23 protein-coding genes are annotated in these 23,078 nt (G+C 68.8%); 9 read left to right on the forward strand and 14 right to left on the reverse strand.

All coding sequences use genetic code 11. The features are described 5' to 3' along the window. Positions 1-63: 63 nt before the first annotated feature. Both FOH10_RS25470 and FOH10_RS25475 read right to left on the reverse strand, forming a co-directional pair. The gene (locus FOH10_RS25470) at positions 64-1,863 is read right to left on the reverse strand and encodes an acetyl-CoA carboxylase biotin carboxylase subunit (protein WP_029925671.1); all 1,800 of its coding nucleotides are present in this window, start codon (positions 1,861-1,863) and stop codon (positions 64-66) included. Between the two features lie 135 nt (positions 1,864-1,998). Beyond that, complete coding sequence (locus FOH10_RS25475; protein WP_143982622.1) at positions 1,999-2,895, reverse strand: sulfurtransferase; 897 nt, start codon at positions 2,893-2,895, stop codon at positions 1,999-2,001. Positions 2,896-3,160: 265 nt separating this feature from the next. Here FOH10_RS25475 and FOH10_RS25480 point away from each other — a divergent pair, with 265 nt between their 5' ends. Then, positions 3,161-3,895, forward strand: a complete 735-nt coding sequence (locus FOH10_RS25480; protein ID WP_244961370.1) for a helix-turn-helix transcriptional regulator — start codon at positions 3,161-3,163, stop codon at positions 3,893-3,895. On the opposite strand, the gene FOH10_RS25485 is transcribed toward FOH10_RS25480, so the two are convergent. The 5 genes from FOH10_RS25485 to FOH10_RS25505 all read right to left on the reverse strand — a co-directional run bounded on the left by FOH10_RS25485 (position 3,803) and on the right by FOH10_RS25505 (position 8,826). Then, the gene (locus tag FOH10_RS25485; protein WP_143982623.1) at positions 3,803-4,459 is read right to left on the reverse strand and encodes a Maf family protein; all 657 of its coding nucleotides are present in this window, start codon (positions 4,457-4,459) and stop codon (positions 3,803-3,805) included. The genes FOH10_RS25480 and FOH10_RS25485 overlap by 93 nt on opposite strands. A gap of 75 nt (positions 4,460-4,534) precedes the next feature. Further along, positions 4,535-4,849, reverse strand: a complete 315-nt coding sequence (locus tag FOH10_RS25490; RefSeq protein WP_228813762.1) for an acyl-CoA carboxylase subunit epsilon — start codon at positions 4,847-4,849, stop codon at positions 4,535-4,537. Positions 4,850-5,064: 215 nt separating this feature from the next. Next, on the reverse strand, positions 5,065-6,705 hold the full coding sequence (locus FOH10_RS25495) for an acyl-CoA carboxylase subunit beta (RefSeq protein WP_039810469.1): 1,641 nt from the start codon (positions 6,703-6,705) through the stop codon (positions 5,065-5,067). A 263-nt stretch (positions 6,706-6,968) separates the two neighbouring features. Then, the gene (gene lat, locus FOH10_RS25500; protein WP_081592270.1) at positions 6,969-8,309 is read right to left on the reverse strand and encodes an L-lysine 6-transaminase; all 1,341 of its coding nucleotides are present in this window, start codon (positions 8,307-8,309) and stop codon (positions 6,969-6,971) included. 64 nt (positions 8,310-8,373) lie between these two features. After that, positions 8,374-8,826: an Lrp/AsnC family transcriptional regulator gene (locus tag FOH10_RS25505; RefSeq protein WP_029925658.1), complete on the reverse strand. Its 453-nt coding sequence runs from the start codon at positions 8,824-8,826 to the stop codon at positions 8,374-8,376. 55 nt (positions 8,827-8,881) lie between these two features. On the opposite strand from FOH10_RS25505, the gene amaB reads away from it, so the two are divergent. Next, positions 8,882-10,411: an L-piperidine-6-carboxylate dehydrogenase gene (gene amaB / locus FOH10_RS25510; protein WP_143982625.1), complete on the forward strand. Its 1,530-nt coding sequence runs from the start codon at positions 8,882-8,884 to the stop codon at positions 10,409-10,411. A gap of 32 nt (positions 10,412-10,443) precedes the next feature. Here the strand turns inward: amaB and FOH10_RS25515 are convergent, their stop codons facing one another. Together FOH10_RS25515 and FOH10_RS25520 are read right to left on the reverse strand one after the other, a co-directional pair. Continuing rightward, positions 10,444-11,295 carry an SDR family oxidoreductase gene (locus FOH10_RS25515; protein WP_143982626.1) on the reverse strand — a complete coding sequence of 284 codons (852 nt, stop codon included), beginning with the start codon at positions 11,293-11,295 and terminating at the stop codon, positions 10,444-10,446. Then, positions 11,292-12,254, reverse strand: coding sequence for a patatin-like phospholipase family protein (locus tag FOH10_RS25520; RefSeq protein ID WP_143982627.1), 963 nt, complete (start codon positions 12,252-12,254; stop codon positions 11,292-11,294). The genes FOH10_RS25515 and FOH10_RS25520 overlap by 4 nt, the downstream gene beginning before the upstream one ends. A gap of 68 nt (positions 12,255-12,322) precedes the next feature. Here FOH10_RS25520 and FOH10_RS25525 point away from each other — a divergent pair, with 68 nt between their 5' ends. Continuing rightward, the gene (locus FOH10_RS25525; protein ID WP_143982628.1) at positions 12,323-12,973 is read left to right on the forward strand and encodes a TetR/AcrR family transcriptional regulator; all 651 of its coding nucleotides are present in this window, start codon (positions 12,323-12,325) and stop codon (positions 12,971-12,973) included. Here the strand turns inward: FOH10_RS25525 and FOH10_RS25530 are convergent. After that, positions 12,924-13,469 carry a histidine phosphatase family protein gene (locus tag FOH10_RS25530; protein ID WP_029925649.1) on the reverse strand — a complete coding sequence of 182 codons (546 nt, stop codon included), beginning with the start codon at positions 13,467-13,469 and terminating at the stop codon, positions 12,924-12,926. The genes FOH10_RS25525 and FOH10_RS25530 overlap by 50 nt on opposite strands. A gap of 113 nt (positions 13,470-13,582) precedes the next feature. Here FOH10_RS25530 and FOH10_RS25535 point away from each other — a divergent pair, with 113 nt between their 5' ends. From FOH10_RS25535 to FOH10_RS25560, 6 genes are all read left to right on the forward strand, one after another. Next, positions 13,583-18,277 (forward strand): ATP-dependent helicase, encoded by a 4,695-nt coding sequence (locus tag FOH10_RS25535; RefSeq protein WP_143982629.1) that lies wholly within the window; start codon positions 13,583-13,585, stop codon positions 18,275-18,277. A gap of 18 nt (positions 18,278-18,295) precedes the next feature. Then, positions 18,296-19,066 (forward strand): DNA-formamidopyrimidine glycosylase family protein, encoded by a 771-nt coding sequence (locus tag FOH10_RS25540; RefSeq protein WP_143982630.1) that lies wholly within the window; start codon positions 18,296-18,298, stop codon positions 19,064-19,066. A gap of 86 nt (positions 19,067-19,152) precedes the next feature. Then, positions 19,153-19,734 carry a Uma2 family endonuclease gene (locus tag FOH10_RS25545; RefSeq protein WP_143982631.1) on the forward strand — a complete coding sequence of 194 codons (582 nt, stop codon included), beginning with the start codon at positions 19,153-19,155 and terminating at the stop codon, positions 19,732-19,734. Between the two features lie 129 nt (positions 19,735-19,863). Continuing rightward, on the forward strand, positions 19,864-20,343 hold the full coding sequence (locus FOH10_RS25550; protein ID WP_244961371.1) for a MarR family winged helix-turn-helix transcriptional regulator: 480 nt from the start codon (positions 19,864-19,866) through the stop codon (positions 20,341-20,343). An 87-nt stretch (positions 20,344-20,430) separates the two neighbouring features. Continuing rightward, positions 20,431-20,751 carry a DMT family transporter gene (locus FOH10_RS25555; RefSeq protein WP_039810458.1) on the forward strand — a complete coding sequence of 107 codons (321 nt, stop codon included), beginning with the start codon at positions 20,431-20,433 and terminating at the stop codon, positions 20,749-20,751. A 32-nt stretch (positions 20,752-20,783) separates the two neighbouring features. Continuing rightward, complete coding sequence (locus FOH10_RS25560; protein ID WP_143982632.1) at positions 20,784-21,194, forward strand: DMT family transporter; 411 nt, start codon at positions 20,784-20,786, stop codon at positions 21,192-21,194. Between the two features lie 103 nt (positions 21,195-21,297). On the opposite strand, the gene FOH10_RS25565 is transcribed toward FOH10_RS25560, so the two are convergent. The 4 genes from FOH10_RS25565 to FOH10_RS25580 all read right to left on the reverse strand — a co-directional run bounded on the left by FOH10_RS25565 (position 21,298) and on the right by FOH10_RS25580 (position 23,072). Then, the gene (locus tag FOH10_RS25565; RefSeq protein WP_143982633.1) at positions 21,298-21,564 is read right to left on the reverse strand and encodes a DUF4235 domain-containing protein; all 267 of its coding nucleotides are present in this window, start codon (positions 21,562-21,564) and stop codon (positions 21,298-21,300) included. A gap of 4 nt (positions 21,565-21,568) precedes the next feature. Then, complete coding sequence (locus FOH10_RS25570; RefSeq protein ID WP_143982634.1) at positions 21,569-21,874, reverse strand: DUF3618 domain-containing protein; 306 nt, start codon at positions 21,872-21,874, stop codon at positions 21,569-21,571. Further along, the gene (locus tag FOH10_RS25575) at positions 21,871-22,308 is read right to left on the reverse strand and encodes a phage holin family protein (protein ID WP_221937872.1); all 438 of its coding nucleotides are present in this window, start codon (positions 22,306-22,308) and stop codon (positions 21,871-21,873) included. Before FOH10_RS25575 ends, FOH10_RS25570 begins: the two co-directional genes overlap by 4 nt. Before the next feature lie 158 nt (positions 22,309-22,466). Continuing rightward, positions 22,467-23,072 carry a dihydrofolate reductase family protein gene (locus tag FOH10_RS25580; protein WP_143982635.1) on the reverse strand — a complete coding sequence of 202 codons (606 nt, stop codon included), beginning with the start codon at positions 23,070-23,072 and terminating at the stop codon, positions 22,467-22,469. Positions 23,073-23,078 lie beyond the last annotated feature (6 nt).

Below are 23,078 nucleotides of genomic sequence, written 5' to 3' on the forward strand. Positions count from 1 at the left end.
GCCGCGCACAACTGGCGCGGCCCGTTCGAGAAGCATTGCCGGACTACGGAATCCGGCGCGAACTCACTTGATCTCGGCGAGCACGGTGCCCTGGGTGATGGCCGCACCGGCCTCCACCGTCAGTCCGGTGATGACACCGGCCTTGTGCGCGGTCACCGGGTTCTCCATCTTCATGGCCTCGAGCACCACCACCAGGTCACCGGCCTCGACCGACTGCCCCTCCTCGACGGCGACCTTGACCACGGTGCCCTGCATGGGCGCGGTCACGGCATCACCGGAGGCGGCGCCGCCACCGGCCCCGCCACGCTTGCGCGGCTTCGGCTTCTTGCGGATGACGCCCGCGCCGTTGCCGCCACCGGTCGCACCCGCGCCGACGGTGAACTGTCCGGGCAGCGACACCTCCAGGCGACGGCCGCCGACCTCGACGACCACCTTCTGACGGGGCTCCTCGTCGTCCGCCTCGATGGGCTGGCCGCCGGTGTAGGGCTCGATGGGGTTGTCCCACTCGTTCTCGATCCACTTGGTGTAGACGTCGAACTTGGTGCCGTCGCCGATGAAGGCCGGGTTCTCCACGATGTGGCGGTGGAAGGGGATGACGGTGGCCAGGCCCTCGACCTGGTATTCGGCCAGGGCGCGGCGGGCGCGCTGCAATGCCTGCTCGCGGTTCTCGCCGGTGACGATGAGCTTGGCGAGCATGGAGTCGAACTGGCCGCCGATGACGCTGCCCTCGACCACGCCGGAATCCACGCGCACGCCGGGGCCGGTCGGCTCCTTGTACACGGTGACCGGGCCGGGGGCGGGCAGGAAGTTGCGGCCCGCGTCCTCACCGTTGATACGGAACTCGAAGGAGTGCCCGCGCGGTGTCGGATCCTCGGTGATGCTCAGTTCGTGGCCCTCGGCGATGCGGAACTGCTGGCGCACCAGGTCGATGCCGGCGGTCTCCTCGGTGACCGGGTGCTCGACCTGGAGGCGGGTGTTCACCTCGAGGAAGGACACGGTCTCGCCCTGCACCAGGTACTCCACGGTGCCGGCGCCGTAGTATCCGGCCTCGCGGCAGATCCGCTTGGCGGATTCGTGGATCTTGGCGCGCACCTCGTCGGAGAGGAACGGCGCGGGGGCCTCCTCGACCAGCTTCTGGAAGCGGCGCTGCAGCGAGCAGTCCCGGGTGCCGGCGACCACCACATTGCCGTGCTTGTCGGCGATGACCTGGGCCTCGACGTGGCGGGCCTTGTCCAGGTACTGCTCCACGAAGCATTCGCCGCGACCGAAGGCGGCGGTGGCCTCGCGCACGGCGGAGTCGAACAGCTCCGGAATCTCCTCGATGGTGTGCGCGACCTTCATGCCGCGACCGCCACCACCGAAGGCGGCCTTGATGGCCACCGGAACGCCGTACTGCTCGGCGAACGCGACGACTTCCTGCGCGTCCTTGACGGGGTCCTTGGTGCCCGCGGCCATGGGGGCCTGCGCGCGCTCGGCGATGTGGCGCGCGGTGACCTTGTCGCCCAGATCGCGAATGGACTGCGGGGAGGGTCCGATCCAGATGAGGCCCGCGTCGAGCACGGCCTGCGCGAAATCGGCGTTCTCCGACAGGAAGCCGTAGCCGGGGTGGATCGCGTCGGCGCCGGACTTGGCGGCGGCATCGAGGATCTTGTCGAACACCAGGTACGACTCGGCCGAGGTCTGACCACCCAGGGCGAACGCCTCGTCGGCGAGCTGCACGAACGGCGCGTCGGCGTCCGGTTCGGCGTACACGGCGACGCTGGCGATCCCGGCGTCCTTGGCAGCCCGGATCACGCGCACGGCGATCTCGCCTCGATTGGCTACGAGGACCTTGGTGATCTGCGCGTTGGCATGGTTGGGCACTGAGCCTCCTGTGCTCTCAAAGCTTTCGTCTTGGGCAGTGTAGGCAGTCTGCCAACAACCACCGAGTCGGGATAGGGCTACCGAGGAGTAGGCCCGAAGAGTGACCGATGCGACACTCTACAACGCCCGTGGTCGCTACCTGCGCGCGGCGATCTCGGGTGCGGTACCCGGCTCGGCTCCCATGACGATCGGCATTCCGACCGCATTACCCCATTCGGTCCAGGAGCCGTCATAGTTACGCACCCCCTCGATACCGAGCAGGAAGGTGAGCACGAACCAGGTGTGCGCGGACCGCTCGCCCACCCGACCGTAGACGATCGGGGCCGCGCCGACCGCACCGTAGACGACGTCGAGTTCGGCGTGCGGCCGGAAGCGCGAATCGGGGCCGACGGCGGTCATCCACGGAATGTTCACCGCCGTGGGGATGTGGCCGCCGCGCAGTGCGCGTTCCAGTTCGTGATCGGTGAGCAGGGTGTGTTCGCCCGTGTACTCCGCCAGCGGACGCACATCCACCAGCGATCCGCCGAGGCCGTCCACCACGTCCTCGCGGAACGCCCGCGCCGTGCGGTCGTCCCGGTCCACCTTCGGGTAGTCGCCCGCTCCGGCGAAGGGCACCTCGAAGGTGGTGTCGCGAGCCTCGGAGATCCACGCGTCGCGACCGCCGTCGAGCAGTCGCACATCCTGATGCCCGTACAGGTGCATGGTCCAGACCGTGGCCGCGGCGGTGCCGTTGCCCTTGTCCCCGTAGACGACCACGGTGTCGTCGCGTTCGATGCCCTTGATGCGCATGAGTTCGGCGAACCGTTCCGCGTTCACGACATCGCGGGTGAGCGGGTCGATGAGCTCGGTTCGCCAATCGATCTTGATGGCTCCGGGGACGTGACCGATGTCGTAGAGGAGAATGTCCTCATTGGTCTCGATGATCTTGAGTCCCGGCGCGCCGATGTTTGCCGACAGCCATTCTGTGGTTACTAGTCGGTGAGGATATGCGTAGGTGCCGAACGAGGGATTCGGGTCCGGGGCGACGGGCAAGGTGTCGGTCCTTCACGCTCGGTGGGTAGGTTGTGACGGTTGAAGATCTCTGCACCGATCGTAAGCGGGTGGCGGTAACGAAACTCGTTTCAGATCACGAATCAGATGATTGAACGAATAAAGCGCAGCTTCATCCGATAAAGTCTCCCGGGAGGAGGGGTGAGCTATGTCCGATTCTTGGCCACGACGGCGTCTGCTCGCGATCCTACGTGGCGCCAGCGAGCCTCTCGACGCACAGGAGCTCGCCCGGGTCACCGGCCAGCATGTGACTACGGTTCGTTTCCATTTGGACGTGCTCACCCGCGAATCGCTCGTACGCCAATTCCAGCAGCCGCCGCGCGGTCGCGGACGCCCGCGCATCGGCTACACCGCCGTACAGCGATCGGTGGGTTATCAGGAGCTCGCGCAGGTGCTGGCCGACCAGCTGGGCACCGACCCGCGGCGACGCTCCGATGCCGCCGTGGCGGCGGGCCGGGTGTGGGGCGCGAAGATGGAATCGGTCGACCAGCCCGTCGAAACGCTGGACGACGCCAAGGACCTGACCATCACCCTGGCCTCCGAACTCGGTTTCGCACCGGAACGCGACCCGGCCAGCGAAACCGACCAGCAGGCTCTGGTCCGGCTCACCGCCTGCCCGCTGCGCGAACTCGCGCGCACGCATTCGGAGGTGGTGTGCGGCGTGCACCTGGGCCTCATGCGTGAAGTGCTGGACCGCAACGGCGCCCGCGATCACGTGCAGGTGCGACTGCATCCGTTCGTGGAGCCGGAACTCTGCGTGGCACGCCTGGAGCTGCTGAAACCCCCTGCGGGCGAACCGGTCCCGGCCACCGCCGCGGAGGAGCCGCCGACCGAGGCCGACGAGGTGGAACCACGCCTGGCCCCGGCCACCAGCCGGGTGGCGCCACAGTTACGCAGTGTCGATCCCCAGCTCCGCGGCACCGACCCACAGCTCCGCAATTCCGACGCCCACCTCGGCAAGCAGTCGACGAACCAGCGGTAGCCCGATACCGATGACGCTGGACGGATCGCCCTCGATCCGCTCCACGAACCAGCCGCCCCGGCCGTCCAGGGTGAACGCCCCGGCCACCTGCAACGGCTCCCCCGACGCCAGGTACGCCTCCAGCGCCTCGGGTTCGGGTTTGGCGAAATGCACTGTGGTGCCGCTGCAATCGGCGGCTTCGGCGACGATGTCCCCGTCGCGCAGGCGCAGTACGCAGTGTCCGGTGAGCAGATCCGCGGCGCGCCCGGCCATCTCGGCCCAGCGCGCCCGCACCACCTCGACGGTCAACGGTTTGCCCTGTAGCTCGCCGTCGATCAGCAGCATCGAATCGCAGCCCACCACAACGGAATCGGCGAACTCGACGGGATCGAGGGTGGCGGCGACGGCGCGCGCCTTGGCGCGCGCCAGTTCCACGACCACCCGTTCCGGGGTGGCGCTGGCGGGCAGTGCGGCGGCGACCGCGTCCTCGTCGACATTCGACACCCGGACCACGGGTTCGATACCCGCGTTGCGCAGTACGCCGCGCCGGGCCGGGGACGCGGAGGCCAGTACGAATACGGTCACGGCGCTCAGTATTCCAGCAGGCGCGTTCGACGCCGCGCGTGGTCGCGCGCAAGCCGTCGCACCCGGTGGAGCCGCTCAGTCCCGCAGGTGGGACAGGGCCGGGAACGCGTAGGGCGAGAATGGCGAAGTGCCGCGGTGCAGCAGGGTCGGGCGGCCCCACATATCGGCCGGGCCGGTGGCGGCGGGAGCGGCGGCGGCATTGGCCGCGGCCGCGGTGAGCACGGCCACCAGGGCGGCCAGCTCGTCGTCGGTCGGATTGCCCTTCAGCACCTGCACCACCGGGCCCGCGTGGGCCGGTTCGGCCGCGGCGACGGGCGCGTCGACCACCTCGACGAACTCGTCGACCGCCAGATCCAGTTCGGCGGCGCGCAAAACCTCTTCATCTGCCATGGTCGTCACAGCGCCAGTCCTCCTGTCCGTTCACCGCTCGTGGCGGTTGGTTCGCGTCCGGATCGGTTCCGGTCCGCAAACGGTATTCGTTGGTTCCCTCGACGGCGAGGGTTTGGCCATAACCATTTTCACTCGGATGGGGCGATGGTGCGCGGTATGGAATTGCACGTCCGTACCCAACTCAGTGTGCGCCCCATACCGCGCTTATCGCCGCATCAGAGCGGAATGTTGCCGTGCTTCTTCGGCGGCAGCGTCACCATCTTGCGTTCGAGCAGACGCAGGGCGGAGACGATCTGACCACGGGTGTGCGAGGGCGGGATGACCGCGTCCACATAGCCGCGCTCGGCCGCCACATAGGGGTTGACCAGGGTGTCTTCGTACTCGTTCTGCAATTCCAGGCGCAGCGCGTCGACGTCGCTGCCCTCCGCGGCGGCCTGCTGCAATTGCTTGCGGTAGACGAAGCCGACCGCGCCCGACGCGCCCATGACGGCGATCTGCGCCGTCGGCCACGCCAGATTCACATCGGCCCCCATGTGCTTGGAGCCCATGACGTCGTAGGCGCCGCCGTATGCCTTGCGGGTGATAATTGTGATCTTACCCACAGTGGCCTCACCGTAGGCGTAGAGCAGCTTGGCGCCGCGGCGGATGATGCCGTTGAACTCCTGGCCGGTACCCGGCAGGAAGCCCGGCACGTCCACCAGGGTGATGATCGGAATATTGAAGGCGTCGCAGGTGCGCACGAAGCGTGCGGCCTTCTCCGAGGCGTCGATGTCCAGGCAGCCCGCGAACTGGGTGGGCTGGTTGGCCACGATGCCGATGCTGCGGCCGTCGATGCGGGCGAAGCCGACGATGATGTTCATCGCGCGCTCGGCCTGCACCTCCAGGAACTCGTCGTCGTCGACCAGGCAGCGAATGACCTCGTGCATGTCATAGGGCTGGTTCGGCGAGTCCGGGATGATGGTGTCGAGCTCGAGGTCCTCCTCGGTGAGGGAATCCTCGATCGCGCCCTCGATCGGGTCCGACGCCGGGAAGCGCGGCGCCTCGGCCCGGTTGTTGCTCGGCAGGTAGGACAGCAGGTCCTTGACATAGTCGAGCGCGTCCTGCTCGCCGGAGGCGACGTAGTGGGCGACACCGGACTTGACCATGTGGGTGTGGGCGCCGCCCAGCTCCTCCATGGTGACCTCTTCACCGGTGACGGTCTTGATGACGTCCGGACCGGTCACGAACATCTGCGAGGTCTGGTCGACCATGACGACGAAGTCGGTCAGCGCGGGCGAGTACACGTGCCCACCGGCGGCCGGGCCCATGATGAGCGAGATCTGCGGGATCACGCCGGAGGCCTGGATATTGCGGTGGAAGATCTCGCCGTAGAGGCCCAGGGAGACGACGCCCTCCTGGATGCGCGCGCCCGCGCCCTCGTTGATGCCGATGAGCGGGCGGCCGGTCTTGAGTGCCAGATCCATGACCTTGACGATCTTCTCGCCGTACACCTCGCCGAGGGAGCCGCCGAACACGGTGACGTCCTGGGAGAAGATGCAGACGTCGCGGCCGTCGACGGTGCCGTAGCCGGTGACCACACCGTCGCCGAGGGGACGGTTGTTCTCCAGGCCGAAGTTCACGCTGCGGTGCCGGGCCAGTGCGTCGAGTTCGACGAACGAGCCCTCGTCCAGCAGGGCGAGAATGCGCTCGCGCGCGGTCATCTTGCCCTTGGCGTGCACCTTGTCGACCACGGCCTCACCCACCGGGTGCTTGGCTTCCTCGAGGCGACTGCGCAGGTCAGCCAACTTGCCGGCGGTGGTGTGGATATCTGGGGCGCCCGCCGACCCCGGCGAAGGCTGCTGCTGGACACTCGTCATGGCCGCGAGTGTAACCAGTACCAGGCCCCCTTTGTAATCCGCCGGGTGCTACTGACCGGTATCGCTATTGGCTACCCGCCAGTAGAAAAACGCTGGTCGGAACGGGTGAATTGCCTGCTGGTCACCGATTCTCGACGGCCGCGAACCCAACTGTTCCGCGCGCGGAACAGTTGCCGGATTCGGTGTCGAATAGGGGTTTCCGCGCGCGGCGGAACAGGCCGGTGCGACGTGCGGTCGACACCGGCCCGGTTCCAGGCCGAGCGCTAGCGGGTCAGTACGCGATCCAGGGCGTCCACGGCCTCGTCGAGTTCGGCGACGGTGACGGTGAGCGGCGGCCGGAACCGGATGCCGCGCTCGCCGGTGCCGAGGATCAGCACCCGCTCCTCCTCCCGCAGGCGCGTCAGCACCTCGTCACGCAGACCCGCCGACTCCAGGGTGACGGCGCACATGAGACCGCGCCCGCGCGGATCGCTCACCGCGGCGTGGTCGACGGCCAGGGTCGTCAGCCGCTCCAGCAGATGCTCACCCAGTTCCTTTGCGGCCGTGACCAATCCGTCCCGCGAGATGACCTCGAGAAGCCGCCGCGACCGCACCATGTCGGTGAGGTTGCCGCCCCAGGTGGAGTTGAGCCGCGAGCTCACCCGGAAGACATTGTCGGGCACCTCGTCCACCCGGCCGCCCGCCATGATCCCGCACACCTGAGTCTTCTTGCCGAAGGCCACCACATCCGGTTCCAGCCCGAGCTGCTGGTAGGCCCACACGCTGCCGGTCATACCGACGCCGGTCTGCACCTCGTCGAGAATGAACAGCGCGTCGTTGTCGTGGCACAGATCCTGCATGGTGCGCAGGAATTCCGGCCGCATGTGCCGGTCGCCGCCCTCGCCCTGGATGGGTTCTGCGATGAAGCAGGCGATATCGTGCGGATGCGCGGTGAAGGCGCGAATGGCCTGGTCCAGCGCGCGGCGCTCGGCGGCCTCCAGATCACGCCCGGAGGCCAGGTACGGGGTCTCGATGCGCGGCCAGTCGAATGTGGGGAACCGTGCCGTCTTCACCGGATCGGTGTTGGTGAGCGACATGGTGTAGCCGGTGCGCCCGTGGAAGGCTCCGGTCAGATGCAGCACCTTGGTGCCGAGTTCGGCTGGGCGACCGTGCATTTCATTGTGGCGGCTCTTCCAGTCGAAGGCCGTCTTGAGGGCGTTCTCCACCGCGAGGCCGCCACCGTCGATGAAGAAAAGGTGCGGTAGCCGAGGGTCGCCGAGCACCCGCGTGAACGTCTCCACGAAGCGGGCCATTTCGACGGTGTAGATATCGGAGTTGCTGGGCTTGTTGATCGCCGCGTCCGACAGGCTCGCGCGGAAGGCGCGGTCGTCGGCCAGCGCGGGGTGGTTCATCCCCAGCGCGTTGGAGGCGAAGAACCCGAACATGTCGAGGTAGACGTCACCGGTACGGGCGTCGACCAAACGGAGACCGCGGGATTTCCGCAGGTCCAGGACCATGTCGAAACCGTCCGCGAGGATGGAAGCGGACAGGATTTCGTGCACCCGGGCGGGGGTGACCAGTGTCGTTTCGGCAACCGCCCCGAGCCGATCGAATTCGAGGGTCACGCCACCACTGTAAAGGAAAATTAACGGCGAGACCCGTAAACAACGAAATAATTACGATCTGGAGCTACTTGTCATAGAATGTCTGCAGAATGATGGTGCTTCGTGTCCTGACGTTCGCGGTCGCGCGGATCTCTTGCAGCAGTTGCTCCAGGTGCCGGGGGGACGCCACCCGGACCAGCAGCATGTAGCTCTCCTCGCCGGCCACCGAATGACATGCCTCGATTCCGGGTACATGTTGCAGGAGCGCGGGCGCGTCATCGGGCTGCGACGGGTCGAGAGGAGTGATCGCGACGAATGCCGACAGCATCTGACCCAACGCCTCGGGATCCACATTCGCCGTGTAGCCGCGAATCACGCCACGCGCCTCCAACCGCCGCACCCGCGACTGCACGGCGGAAACCGACAGGTTCGCCTTCTCGGCAAGGTTGGACAGGGTGGCGCGACCATCGGCAATCAGTTCGCGTATCAGCAGTCGATCGATATCGTCGAGTACGGGTTTCGCCGGTGTATCCGCCATCAGCGAAGACTAACGCGGCGAACCGAACTCGGTGGTGGGAACCCAGGAGGTGCAGATGACTCAGGCATTGACCGAGCGCAACACTCGCGAGCTGAGGAACCGCGCCGAGGCGCTGTTGCAGCGGCTCGGCGTGGCCATGCCGGAGCCGGGTCCGCTACCGGCCCGCACTCCCATCACCGGCGGTGACTTGGCCAGCCTGCGACCGAGTTCCCGGGCGGAGGTGGACGCGGCCGTCGAGCGGGCGGCGGCGGCCTTCCGGGACTGGCGCACCGTGCCCGCGCCGGTGCGCGCGGCGGTGGTGCGGCGGCTGGCCGCCCTGCTGGCCGAGCATCAGGAGGAGCTCGGCGAACTGGTGACGCTGGAGGCGGGCAAGATCCCGGCCGAGGCGCGCGGCGAAGTGCAGGAGATGATCGACATCTGCGAATTCGCCATCGGCCAGTCGCGCCAGCTGTACGGGCGCACCATGCCGTCGGAACGCCCGGGGCACCGGCTCATGGAGACCTGGCATCCGCTCGGGGTGGTCGGGGTGATCTCGGCGTTCAACTTCCCCGTGGCCGTGTGGGCCTGGAATACCGCGCTGGCGCTGGTGTGCGGTGACACCGTGGTGTGGAAGCCGTCGGAGACCACGCCGCTCACGGCGCTGGCCTGCCACACCCTGCTGCGCCGCGCGGCGGTCGAGGCGGGGGCGGATCCCGAAGTGCACCAACTGATTCAGGGCTCGGCCGAGGTGGGTGAACAGCTGGTCGACGACGCCCGGGTCGCACTGGTGAGCGCCACCGGGTCGGTGCGCATGGGCCGCACGGTGGCCCCGCGGGTGGCGGCCCGATTCGGCCGCTGCCTGCTGGAGTTGGGCGGCAACAACGCCGCGGTGGTGACGCCGTCGGCGGATCTGGATCTGGCCGCGCGGGCCATCGTGTTCGCCGCCGCCGGCACCGCCGGGCAGCGCTGCACCACCCTGCGGCGGCTCATCGTGCACGCGGACGTGATCGGACCGCTGCTGGATCGGGTGGCGGCCGCGTACCGGCAACTGCGCGTGGGCAATCCGCTCGACGAGGGGGTGCTGGTGGGTCCGCTCATCAATAGTGCGGGCTACCTCGGCATGCAGGCCGCGCTGCAGCGCGCGCTCGAGGACGGCGGCGAGTTGATCTGCGGCGGTGAGCGGGTGGAGGGTTTCGGCGAGGACGCCTTCTACGTGCGCCCCGCGCTGGTGCGGATGCCCGCCCAGACCGCGGTGGTGCGCGAGGAGACCTTCGCCCCCATTCTCTACGCACTCCCCTACCACGACCTGGACGCCGCCATCGACCTGCACAACGGTGTGCCACAGGGCCTTTCGTCCGCGATCTTCACCCGCGACCAGCGCGAGGCGGAACGCTTCCTGGCCGCCGACGGCTCCGACTGCGGTATCGCCAATGTCAATATCGGCACCTCGGGTGCGGAGATCGGCGGCGCGTTCGGTGGCGAGAAGGAGACCGGCGGCGGTCGCGAATCCGGCTCGGACTCGTGGAAGGCGTACATGCGCCGGGCCACCAATACCGTCAACTACTCGACCGAACTACCGCTGGCACAGGGCATCCGCTTCGAGTAGTCGCCGACCGACGGCGGTGGGCGCGGCGCGGGTCAGTCCGTGTCCTCGGTGGCGATGGCGCGGATCTGCGCCTCGTACCGCTCGCGGGTGGCGGTGTCGGCGGGGTGCAGGGCGCGGTCGCCGCCGAACAGGCGGCGAACCAGGCGGACCGCCGGTTCGGGGGCGGCGGCCAGGGCCACGTCCACCGGTCCGAGGTAGTTGGGGACGGCCACCTCCGCCTTGCGGGTGCGGACGGTCTGGACGACGGCGGCGGCCACGTCCTCCGGGTCGACGGTCGGAAGGCCGTGTCCCAGTGTCAGTCCCGACGACAGGCGGGTGCGGACGGCGGAAGGCATGACGCAGCTGACGCTCACGCCGTGCTCGGCGAATTCCAGCCGGGTGGCCGCGGAGAGGCCGACGGCGGCGAACTTGCTGGCGTTGTAGACGGCCAGCCCCGGCAGCGGGATCTTGCCCGCCAGCGAGGCGACATTCACGATATGACCGGACCCGCGGTCGATCATGCCGGGCGCGACCGCGCGCATGCCGTGGATGAGCCCCCAGACGTTCACGTCCATGGTGGTGCGGCCCACCGCGTCCGGCTCGTCCAGGAAGGCCCCGGCGGGCATGACACCGGCATTGTTCACCAGGATGTCGACGCCTCCGAATTCGGTGACCACCCGGTCCCACTGTGCGCGATCACGGACATCGAGTTCGAATGCCTTGGCCCCCAGCGCCGCCGCGGTGGCCTCGGCGGCGGCGGTGTCGACGTCGGCGATGGCGACCTGCGCGCCCTTGCCCGCGAACAGCTCGGCCGTGCACCGGCCGATCCCCCGCCCGGCCCCGGTGACCAGAACCCGGGCCCCTTTCGGATCAATTGCCGGATAGCCGCTTCCGAAGATGCTCATGCGAATTCCCCTTGCTCCATGGCCTTGCGGGTGCTGACCAGACTGTGTTCGAAGGTCTCTCGGCGGCGGCGGCCGTCCATGAAGTTCGGGCCCATCACCGCCAGGTCCTCGGCGCCGGCTCCGAGGCACAGCACCTTGGTGCCGGTGGCGCGCACCCGCGCTATCTCGTCGTCGAGCCGCGCGCTCATCCGCTGGCGCAGTTGGCGTTCGAGGAGGTGTCCGGGGCCGGTGGCGGGCACCGGGGTGGCGGAGGCCATGGGGGTGAGCACCACGATCTCGTCGAGGTGATCGGGGATGAGCAGGTCCACCGAGGCGGTGGAGGCCGCGCCGCCGTCGATGAAGCGGCGTCCGGCGATGGGCACCGGCGGGAACCAGCCCGGCACCGCCCATGAGGCCCGCAGGGCCGCACCGAGATTCGCCTCCGGTGCACCGGGCGCGCCGAACGCCACCCGTTCTCCGGTGGCGTAGTCCATGGCCACCAGCCGGGCCGCCGGATGCGGCAGCCAGCCGCCGTCCGGTCGCAGCCGGTCGGCCAGCCGCTGCAACCAGCCCGGATCGCCGCCGCCGACGGGCAGCAGTCCGCTGGCGGCGGTCAGCAGACGCTGACCGCCGGAGATCCGACCGTCGCGCAGGGCGCGCAGCGTGCCCGCGGGCGCGCCGAGGCGCGGTCGCGGCAGCGGTGGGAAGCGGCCCGGCTCCGCGCGCATATGCGCGGTCAGCACCGGATCGCTCGACTCCCCCCGCTGCACGGCGACCAGGTCGTCCACCGCGATGCCGCTGCCGAGCAGGGTGACCATTTCGGCCCCCGCGGAGGTGCCGATCATGGCGTCCGCCGTGCGCGGATCCCAGTCCAGTACGTCGCGCGCCGCGGCCAGGGCGGCGATGATCCACGCCGCGCCGAGCGTGCCCCCGCAGCCGATGGCCAGGCCACGTCGCTGTGACCCGTTGCTGTTACTCATGGTTTCGAACACTAGCAGTTCTCGGATACCGGCGGTATCCCAAAACTGTGGGTACATAGAATCGACGCATGCCACGTCTCACCCGGTCCGAGAGCCAGGCCCGCACCCGCGCGGATCTGCTGGCCACCGCGCGTGACCTCTTCCTCACCGACGGCTACGCCAAGACCAGCCTGGAGCGCGTCGCCGACGAGGCCGGCTATTCCAAGGGCGCGGTGTACTCGAACTTCCGCACCAAATCCCAGCTGTGCCTGGAGGTGCTCGAACTCATTCACGAGACCAAGTTCGGCGAGGTGAGCGCGCTGCTGGCCGCGCACGAGGCATTCGACGAACGCATGGCGGCCTTCCAGGACTGGGCCGAGCGCACCCTCGGTGATATCGGCTGGACCATGCTGGAATTCGAGTTCGCCATCGTGGCGCGCGACGATCCGGCGCTACAGGCCGCGCTGGTGTCGAATCTGTCGCTGATTCGCGGCACCGTCGCCGCGCAATTGCAGAGGCTGGCCGGATCGCTGGGCATCGCGCTGCCCATGCCGCCGGAGGACGCCGCCACCGCGGTGCTGAGCCTCGGTCTGGGGCTGGGGATTCAGCGGGCCATCGACCCGAGCCTGTCGGCGCGGCTGATCACCGATGCGGTGCGGTCCATGATCACCCCCGGGGCAGGCGGCGCGGTCACGCCCGGAAGTGCAGGGTCCACTCGCCTCGGTAGTGCAGCCGGGTAATGCTCACCGGCGGAATGTCGATGCGCCAGAACGACTTCGCGGGCGCGTCCAGCGCCACCAGCAGTGCGCACCGGATGACGGCGGGATGGGTGATGGCGATGGTCGGCTCCCCGTCGGCGGCGATATCGGCCAGCCACTGGGCCGTCCGCTCGATCACGTCCACCACGGACTCGCCCCCGTGCCCCTTGAAGGTGGGGTCGGTGAGCCAGGCGTAGAGGTCCTCCTTGGGCACCGTCATGAGTTCGCCGCCGCGCCACGCGCCCGCGTCCAGGTCGCGTAGTCGGTCGTCCTCGGCGCCCAGCAGTCCCATCAGGGCGGCCGTTTCGACGGTGCGGCGTTCCGGCGCGGTCAGCACCCGGGCGGTATTGAGACGTCCGCAGGCGGAGGCGGCCCGCCGTCCGGCTTCGGTGAGCGGTTCGTCGACGGGGAATCGTGCCTTGCGCATCGCCTCGGTCATGCCGTGACTGACCAGGTCGAGTCTTAGCACCTTCTGCACGGTTGGAAAGCGTACGCGCGGCATCGGCGGGCGTACTTCGATTGCCCGCCGTTGTCTCGACTGTGACCGGGTGATATCCGGACGATGTCGGTGCCCGGGTGCAGACTGGGGGCATGGATCGGTTCTCCCCCGCCACCCGGCAGTGGTTCGACGGCGCGTTCCCCGCGCCGACGGCCGCGCAGTTGGGGGCCTGGGAGGCCATTTCCGCCGGGGAACACACGCTCGTCGTCGCGCCGACCGGGTCGGGCAAAACGCTGTCGGCGTTCCTGTGGGCCATCGACCGGCTGGCCGCACGCGAACCCGCGGAGGGGCCGCGCACCACCTCGGTGCTGTACATCTCGCCGCTGAAGGCGCTGGCCGTGGACGTGGAGCGGAATCTGCGCGCGCCGCTGGTGGGGGTGACGCAGACGGCCAAGCGGTTGGGGTCGAAGCCGCCGGAGATCCGGGTGGGGGTGCGATCGGGGGATACCAGCGCCGCGGATCGGCGGTCCATGCAGCGCACGCCGCCCGACATCCTCATCACCACGCCCGAGTCGCTGTTCCTCATGCTCACCTCGGCGGCGCGCGAGACGCTGCGCGGGGTGCACACCGTGATCGTGGACGAGGTGCATGCCATTGCCGGGTCCAAACGCGGTGCGCACCTTGCACTTTCACTGGCCCGACTGGATTTGCTGACCGAACGCCCGGCACAGCGGATCGGGCTGTCGGCCACGGTGCGCCCGCCCGCCGAGGTGGGACGGTTCCTGGTGGGCGATGCCCCGATCACCATCGTGTCACCGCCCGCACCCAAGACCTTCGACCTCACCGTGCGGGTGCCGGTGGCGGATATGACCGAACCGGACGAGTCCGGGGAGGCCGCCTCCATCTGGCCGCACGTGGACGAGGCCATCGTGGACCTGGTGCTCGAACACCGGTCCTCCATCGTGTTCGCCAATTCGCGGCGGCTCTCGGAACGGCTCACCGCCCGGCTGAACGAGGCGTACGCGGCCCGGCTCGGGGAGACGGTGGATACCGAGCACGCGCCGCCCGCCCAGCTGGGTCCGTCGACCGAGGTGGTGCACGGCGCCGCGCCGCTGCTGGCGCGGGCGCACCACGGCTCGGTGAGCAAGGAGCAGCGGGCGCTCATCGAGGACGACCTCAAGAGCGGGCGGCTGCGCTGCGTGGTGGCCACCAGCAGTCTGGAACTCGGCATCGATATGGGTGCGGTGGAATTGGTGGTGCAGGTCGAGGCACCGCCCTCGGTGGCGAGCGGGCTGCAACGCGTCGGACGAGCCGGACACCAGGTGGGCGAGATCTCGCGCGGCGTGATCTTCCCCAAGCACCGCACCGACGTCATCCACTGCGCGGTGGCGTCGATGCGCATGACCGCCGGGCAGATCGAGGAGCTGAAGATTCCGGCGCACCCCCTGGACATCCTCGCCCAGCAGACCGTGGCGGCGTGCGCGCTGGAACCACTGGACGCCGATGCCTGGTTCGAGGTGGTGCGGAGTACGGGAAGCTATGCGGCACTGCCGCGTTCGGCCTACGAATCGGTGCTGGATCTGCTGTCCGGGCGGTATCCGTCCGACGAGTTCGCCGAACTGCGGCCGCGCATCGTGTGGGATCGCGACGCCGGGACGCTCACCGGACGGCCGGGGGCGCAGCGACTGGCGGTCACCTCCGGCGGGGCCATTCCGGATCGCGGCCTGTTCCCGGTGTTCATGGTGGGCGAGAAGGCGTCGCGCGTCGGCGAACTCGACGAGGAGATGGTGTACGAATCCCGCGTCGGGGATGTGTTCGCGCTCGGGGCCACCAGCTGGCGCATCGAGGAGATCACCTTCGACCGGGTGCTGGTCACCCCGGCGTTCGGGCTGCCGGGGCGACTGCCCTTCTGGCACGGTGACTCGCTGGGCCGCCCGGCCGAATTGGGTGCTGCGCTGGGCGAATTCGTGCGCCGCGCCGGGCAGGCGGTCGAGCGGTCGGCGAGTCGACGCGGAGCGAGCACCCGGCCACCCACGAACGCGTCCGACAGCGCACACAGCCCATCGCGCGCGTCCGGGACTTCCTCGACCGCCACGGCGTCGAACCGGAGCACCGCGACGCACACCGAGGTGCCTGCGGGCAGCTCGGAGCTGAGTCTGCCCGCGGTGTCGGCGGCTGCGGGGCTGGACGAGAACGCCACGGCGAATCTCGTTGCGCTGCTGGAGGAGCAGCGGGCGGCGACCGGACAGCTGCCGACGGACAAGACGCTGCTGGTGGAGCGGTTCCGGGACGAATTGGGTGACTGGCGGCTGGTGCTGCATTCGCCGTACGGGCTGCCGGTGCACGCGCCGTGGGCGCTGGCGGTGGGGGCGCGGCTGCGGGAACGATTCGGGGTGGATGCCGCGCCGACACCGTCGGATGACGGGATCGTGGTGCGGCTGCCGGACACCACCGACGAGCCACCCGGGGCCGAGCTGTTCGTCTTCGAACCGGATGAGATCGACGATGTGGTGACCGAGCAGGTGGGCGGCTCGGCGCTGTTCGCCTCACGATTCCGGGAGTGTTCGGCGCGGGCACTGCTACTGCCGCGCCGCGATCCGGGCAAACGGGCTCCGCTGTGGCAGCAACGGCAGCGGGCCGCGCAACTGCTCGATGTGGCGCGCAAGTTCCCGGACTTCCCCATGCTGCTGGAGACGGTGCGCGAATGCCTCCAGGACGTGTACGACCTGCCCTCGCTGCGCGATCTGCTGAGCCGGGTGGCGCGGCGGCAGCTGCGGCTGGTCGAGGTGGAGACCGCCACGCCGTCGCCCTTCGCGAATTCGCTGCTGTTCGACTACATCGGCCAGTTCATGTACGAGGGCGACAGTCCCCTCGCCGAGCGGCGGGCGGCGGCGCTGTCGCTGGACTCCAGCCTGCTCGCGGAACTGCTGGGCCGGGTGGAACTGCGCGAACTGCTCGACGCGGCGGTACTCGAGCTGACCGAGCGGGAGTTGCAGCGGCTCACCCCGGAGCGGCACGCCCGGGATCTGGAGGGGCTGGCCGATCTGCTGCGACTGCTCGGGCCGCTCACCGCCGAGGAGGCGGCGCTGCGCTGTGTCGCGGACCCGCGTGAGTGGTTCGCGGAGTTGGTGAAAACCCATCGGGCGCTGGAGGTCTCCTTCGCGGGATCGAGCTGGTGGGTGGCGGTGGAGGATGCCGCTCGACTGCGGGACGCGCTCGGCGTGCCACTGCCCATCGGCGTTCCGGCGGCATTCGTGGAACCGGTGGCCGATCCGCTCGGCGATCTCGTCGGCCGCTACGCCCGCACCCACGGACCGTTCACCCTGGACGCGGTGGCGCACCGCTTCGGGCTCGGCTCGGCCGTGGCTGCTACCGCCCTGCACCGCCTCGCGCTCGAAAAGCGAGTGGTGGAAGGCGAATTCACGCCCGGAACGGCGGGCGCCGAATGGTGCGACAGCCAGGTGCTTCGCCGACTGCGCCGCCGCTCGCTCGCCGCCGCCCGCAAGGAGGTGGAGCCGGTCGCCACCGCCGCCCTCGGACGATTCCTGCCCGCCTGGCAGCATGTCGGCACCGGGGAACTGCGCGGCGTGGACGGTGTCGCCGCCGTGGTGGAACAGCTTGCGGGCGTGCCCATTCCGGCCTCGGCCTGGGAATCGCTCGTGCTGCCGTCGCGGGTGCGCGACTACACCCCCGCCATGCTGGACGAACTCCTGGCCACCGGCGAGGTGCTCTGGTCCGGCCATGGCGCGATCACCGCCAAGGACGGCTGGATCGCCCTGCATCCGGCCGACCAAGCGCCCCTCACCCTGCCGCCGCCCGACGAACTGGAACTCGGCGAGGTACACATCAGCCTGCTGACCGCCATGGGCGCGACCGTGATCGGCGCGGCCACCGCCCCGGGTACGGGCGAATCCGCGACCGCCCAGGTGGTGCCGAGTTCCGGTGGGGCGTACTTCTTCCGGCAGTTGGCGGAGGCCACCGGCACCGAGGACGAGACCCCGGTCGTGACCGCCCTGTGGGAGCTGGTGTGGGCGGGCCACGTGGGCGGTGACACCTTCGCCCCCGTGCGCGCGCTGCTCTCCGGCACCACCCGCACCACCACCGCCCACCGCACTCCGCGCCGCGCCCCGCGCGGACGCATGTACCTCCCCCGCGCGGGCGCACCGACCCGCACCAGCCCGCCGCAGGTGGCCGGACGCTGGTCTCCGCTTCCGGAGCGGGTGGCGGACAATACGATTCGCGCGCACGCCACCGCCGACGTGCTACTGGAACGCTACGGCGTACTCACCCGCGGCGCGGTCCAGAGCGAGGGCGTACCCGGCGGCTTCGCCCTCATGTACCGGGTGCTCACCGAGTTCGAGGACCGCGGCCGCTGCCGCCGCGGCTACTTCGTGGATTCCCTGGGCGGCGCGCAGTTCTCGACCACGGATGTGGTGGACCGGCTGCGCTCCTACGAAACCGAGGCAGCCGGTTCCGCTCTCGCGCTGGCCGCCTGCGATCCGGCGAATCCGTACGGGGCGGCGCTGCCGTGGCCCAAGGCGGCGGCCGAGGGGGCGGGGCATCGGCCGGGACGCAAGGCCGGTGCGCTGGTGGTGCTGGTGGAGGGCGAGCTGGCGCTGTATCTGGAGCGTGGCGGCAAGACGCTGCTGACCTTCACCGAGGATCCGGCGGTGCGCACGGCCGCCGCCGGTGCCCTGGCCGGACTGGTGCACGCCCGGCGCGTGGATTCGCTGGTCATCGACCGGGTGAACGGGGAATCCGTGCACGGCAACACCTTCGCCGACTTCCTGACCTCGGCGGGCTTCGCCCCCACCCCGCGCGGTTTCCGACTACGGAGCCGTCCGTGACCGTCCCACGGTGTCGACATGCCCGAGGGTGACACCGTCTTCCTGGCGGCCGAGCGGCTGCGCGCGGCGCTGGTCGGAAAGACGCTGACCCGCACCGATTTCCGCGTACCCCGCTACGCCACCCTCGACCTGCGCGGTGAGCCGGTGGACAGTGTCGGCAGCTACGGCAAGCACCTGTTCGTCCGCACCCCGCGCCTCAGCATCCACACCCACCTGAAAATGGAGGGCACCTGGCGCGTCTACACCCCTGGACAACGCTGGACCAAGCCGGGTTTCACCGCCCGCCTCATCCTCGCCACCGCCGACACGGAGGCGGTCGGCTTCTCCCTCGGCCAGGTGGAAGTGCTGCCCCGCACCGACGAACACACCGCCACCGACCACCTCGGCCCCGACCTGCTGGGTCCGAACTGGGACCCCGACGAAGCACTGCGCCGCATGCGCACCCACCCTGACCAACCGATCGGCCTCGCCCTCCTGGACCAACGCAACCTCGCCGGAATCGGCAACATCTACCGCAGCGAAATCTGCTTTCTCCGCAGGGTGCACCCCGCCACCCCGGTCGCACACATCGACGACCTCCCCGCCCTGGTCGACGAGGCTCACCGAGTCCTCACCCAGGCCGCCCACCACCCCCCATGGCGAGCCCTGGCCTACGGCCGCCACCACCGCCCCTGCCCCCGCTGCGCCACCAACCTGCTCGCCCGCCACCTCCCCGACCCCGACGAACCCACCCGCGCCGACCGCAGCATCTACTTCTGCCCCCGCTGCCAGCCCCCAGCATTCGAATAGGTCCCGCGCTGGGGCTGCGGACCAGCGAATACGGCGTGTCGTGTGCAAGACTTGCCAAGGGTTCATACCTGCGAAGGGAGGCAGCGGTGAATGTCGTGTCCTGGCCGGACCGTCTCTTGACCCTCGACGACTGGATCGCACTCCCACATGACAACAATCGCTGGTATGAACTCGTCGAGGGGGTTCTCGTCGTGTCGCCGAGGCCGATGTCCCAACACCAGCGCGCCATGTGGCGTCTGGCCGCGCAACTCGAACCGCAGTTGCCGACCGACCAGGGCGTCCTGACGGAGGTCGAACTCGTCATCGAGCCGGGCACACCACCGACCGTCCGAGTTCCCGATGTGCTGGTCGTCCCGACGAGCCGTATAGCCGCCAATCTGCCCCGCTGGGAACCCGCGGACGTGCTGCTCGCCGTCGAGATACTCTCCGACGGCAGCCGACGCACCGACCGCGTCACCAAGTTCGCCGAGTACGCCGAAGTGGGCATACCCCACTACTGGCTCATCGACCTGGACGAACCGTCGAGCCTCACCACATTCCAGCTCATCGGCGAACACTACGAAAGCGCGGGCGAGTACTCCGGCCGGGCGACGCTGGCCGTCGGGAACAGTCGCATCATGCTCGATCTGGCCGCCCTGACCAGCGCACGCCCGGGTGGTGGCGAGTAGAAACGCGTACGGCCGGGCTTGGCCGGGCCGTGGTGAGCAGATACCGGCGGTCGGGACAACCGTCTGCGGCTGAAGGGCGGTCTGCGGGTCCCACTGGCGTTGTCGCCGCAGAGCCGTTACAGTACATGCATGTACATGCAAACAGCTGGGGCGGGGCGGATGCCACGCGGTGGCGTCAGCGCCGCTTGGTCGAAGGTTGCCGCACTGACCTCCGCCGTGGACTCGAACCTCGATCGGTGGCTCGCCGATACCTATCACGTCGGGCTGACGGAGTTTCGTGCACTGAGTTTGGTGAGCCAGTCGCCCGAAAAGGAGTTGCGCGTCAATGATCTCGCGCAGGCAGTCGGCTTGAATCAGAGTTCGGCGACGCGCCTGGTTACCCGCTTGGAGTCGAAGGGTTACGTTCGTCGCGATCTTTGCGCGGATGACAAGCGCGGCGTCTACGCGGTAATCACCGAAGACGGCGAGGCATTGGTCCGTCGTGCGCGATCCCCGTACGAAGATCGCATCACCGAACTCCTGACCACAGCCCCAGCACACTTCCCCGGCGTCGACATCAGGCAACTCGGGGCGGCACTGCGGGAGATCGAAACACTGCTCGATTCCTGAATTATCCGCTGCTACAACGTCTTTTTTTTCCCGTCCATATAACTGCATGTACATGCATCTACAATCAGATCTGAAAGGAACATAGTCATGAGCTGGCTCTACCTGGGCATCGCGGTCATCTTCGAGGTCGCCGTCGGCATCGCCGCGGGCAAGGCACAGGGCTTCACGAATCTGCGGTGGACGATCGGCACGCTCGTCAGCGGCGCGATCGCCACCTTCTTCCTCAGCCTCGCCCTGCTGACCTTCGACGTCGGCGTCGGATACGCCCTGTGGACCGCGCTGGCCGGGGTCTCGATCGTCGTCATCGGCGCACTGTTCCTCGCCCAGCGTTTGACCTGGAAGAAGCTCCTCGGCATCGCCGTCGTCATCGTCGGCGTCGTCGGACTCAATCTCGCCGGAACCGTGTAACCCCCTCCCCCATTCGTGAAAGGACAACCCCAATGACCACCACGCCACTTTCGGCACCCGCAACGGTCGAACAGAAGACCGGGCCCTGGCTGGCACTGCTGGCAGCCGGCGGTTTCGAGATCGGCTACGCCCTCAGCGTGAACGGCAGCGAGGGATTCACCAACCCGCTCTGGTCGGCCGTCGCCATCGTCTTCTTCCTCTTCACCCTGTACTTCCTCAGCGTCGCCTTGAAGAAGATCGACGTCGGGATCGGGTACGCCGTATGGGCCGGTATCGGAGCCGTCGGCGCCGCCCTCCTCGGACCGGTCTTCTTCCACGAAACCCTGACCCTGGCCAAAGCATTCTGGCTCGCGGTCATCATCGGCGGAGTCATCTGGCTCAAACTCGCGGACAGCGCCAAACTCGACCGCACCCGAGACGTGCCCGCCGCCGCCCAAGCCTGACGCGCAACCGAGCACCGCCGCGTGATTCACCACGCGGCGGTGCTTTTCACTGTCGTGCCGGAGTCATCGTCGCCCGAGACCGTCATGACAGCCGCCGGGCGTGTCAGCTGGGCCAGGTGCCGGTCAAGCGGTGGGTGGTGGTGGCGCCGGCGCGGTCGACGGCGGCCTTGACTCCGGCGAATATCGAGCCTTGGACGACGGCAGCGAGCAGGACCTCCCGCCAGCTTCGATCCGGGTCGGTTGCTTCCGGGACCTGTTCGTCGTGGCGGAGCACCTTCCAGGTCTGCTTGAATACCGCCGCGGCGAGCAGGCCGCTGACCGCGCCCAGGACGAGACCGATCGGCTTGTAGGCAATGTCGACTGATTTCACTGGATCACCCGTTCCGTCGGCGACGCACCGCCCACACCGCGATCACCACGCCCGCCACACCCGCGAGTACGAGGCCGGGGTGACTGCGTGCCTGCTCGGCGGCGTCGGTGGTCTTGTGCTTCAACTGTTCAGCCTTGGCGGCGGCCTGGTGTTTGGCCACCTCGGCCCGGTCCTGCGCGCGGGCCTTGACGTCCGTTTTGGCCGCGAGCGCTTCGACGGTCTGCCCGAGTTCTTCACGGGTGTGCTCGACCTGCTCGCGCAGCTCGTCGACGGAGGCCGCGGTCTTCTTCTCCGAGTCCGGCTGATTCATCGGTGTGCGCTTTCCTTGATCTGAGCGATATCGGCTTTGACGGTTTCGATGGTGTGCTCGGGTGTCGGCGGGGTGGCCTGATCGACCTCCTTGCGACCGACCAGCGCCAGCACCGCGGTGATCACGGCGAGTAGCGCCGTGACGATCAGCGCCGACGCCCACATCGGCAAGGCCACGGCCAGCGCCGCGATCACGGTGAAGACCAGGGCCTGCAAGGTCAGGAATCCGACCACGGCGGCACCGCCGAACAGCCCGCCACTGATTCCGTACCGCTTGCCCTTCTCCCGCATCTCCGCCTGTGCCAGCCTCAGCTCCCCACGCACCAGCTCGGTGAGCTGCTGCGACGCCTGCTGCACCAGCTCACCGACCGGCTCCCGGCTCGGATCGTGGGTGGCTGGCCCGGGTCCGATGTGCTGCGATTGCGCACCCGACACGGCAATCACCTCCGCATTCACTGTCGCTCGACCGTCACGTCCGGGGACCCGAACGCCTCTGTCAACGGCCTACCCAAACCCGTGCGTCTGACACAGCGGCAACCCGCACGCGAGCGGCCCGACCGGGAAGATCCGGCCGTGAACGCGGATGCGTGACGTTACGCAGGGCCACCGAGCGGCGGGTGCTCGAGGACGCGGGGCCGGTACTCGACCAGCTGGGTACGGCCGTCGAAGGTGCGATGCTCGATCATCTCGAGCGCGACGTCCGGATAGCCGTCGTAGATGCGTTCCGCACCCGTGGCACCGGTGATGACCGGGAACATCACGACCCGGAACCGGTCGACGAGCCCGGCCCGCAACAGGGAACGGCACAGGCTCAGGCTGCCGATCGTGCTGAGCAGCCCCGACCCGTTCGATTTCATGGCGCGGACCGTCTCGATGGCGTCGTCACGGACGAGCGTGGAGTTGGCCCACGTCAGCGGCTCCTCCAGTGAGGATGAGAATACCACTTTGGACGCTCGCGTGAGCCCGTCGACGGACGCCTCCTCTTCGGGCCTGAACTCGTCCTGGCCAGCCGGAATCTCGCCGGCGGCGAAGCCCGACATCAGGCGGTAGGTTTTGGCTCCCATCAGATAGGTTGCCTCGGGCTGCTCACCGAGCCATGCGAGGTATTCCGGGCCTTCGAGGCCCCAGAAACCGGGCCACCCCTCCCCTGACGCGTAGCCGTCGAGAGTAGTGATGAAGTCGACGAGAAGCTCAGACATGGTGAT

The sequence above is a fragment of the Nocardia otitidiscaviarum genome, from assembly GCF_007362295.1.
GTDB lineage: Bacteria > Actinomycetota > Actinomycetes > Mycobacteriales > Mycobacteriaceae > Nocardia > Nocardia otitidiscaviarum.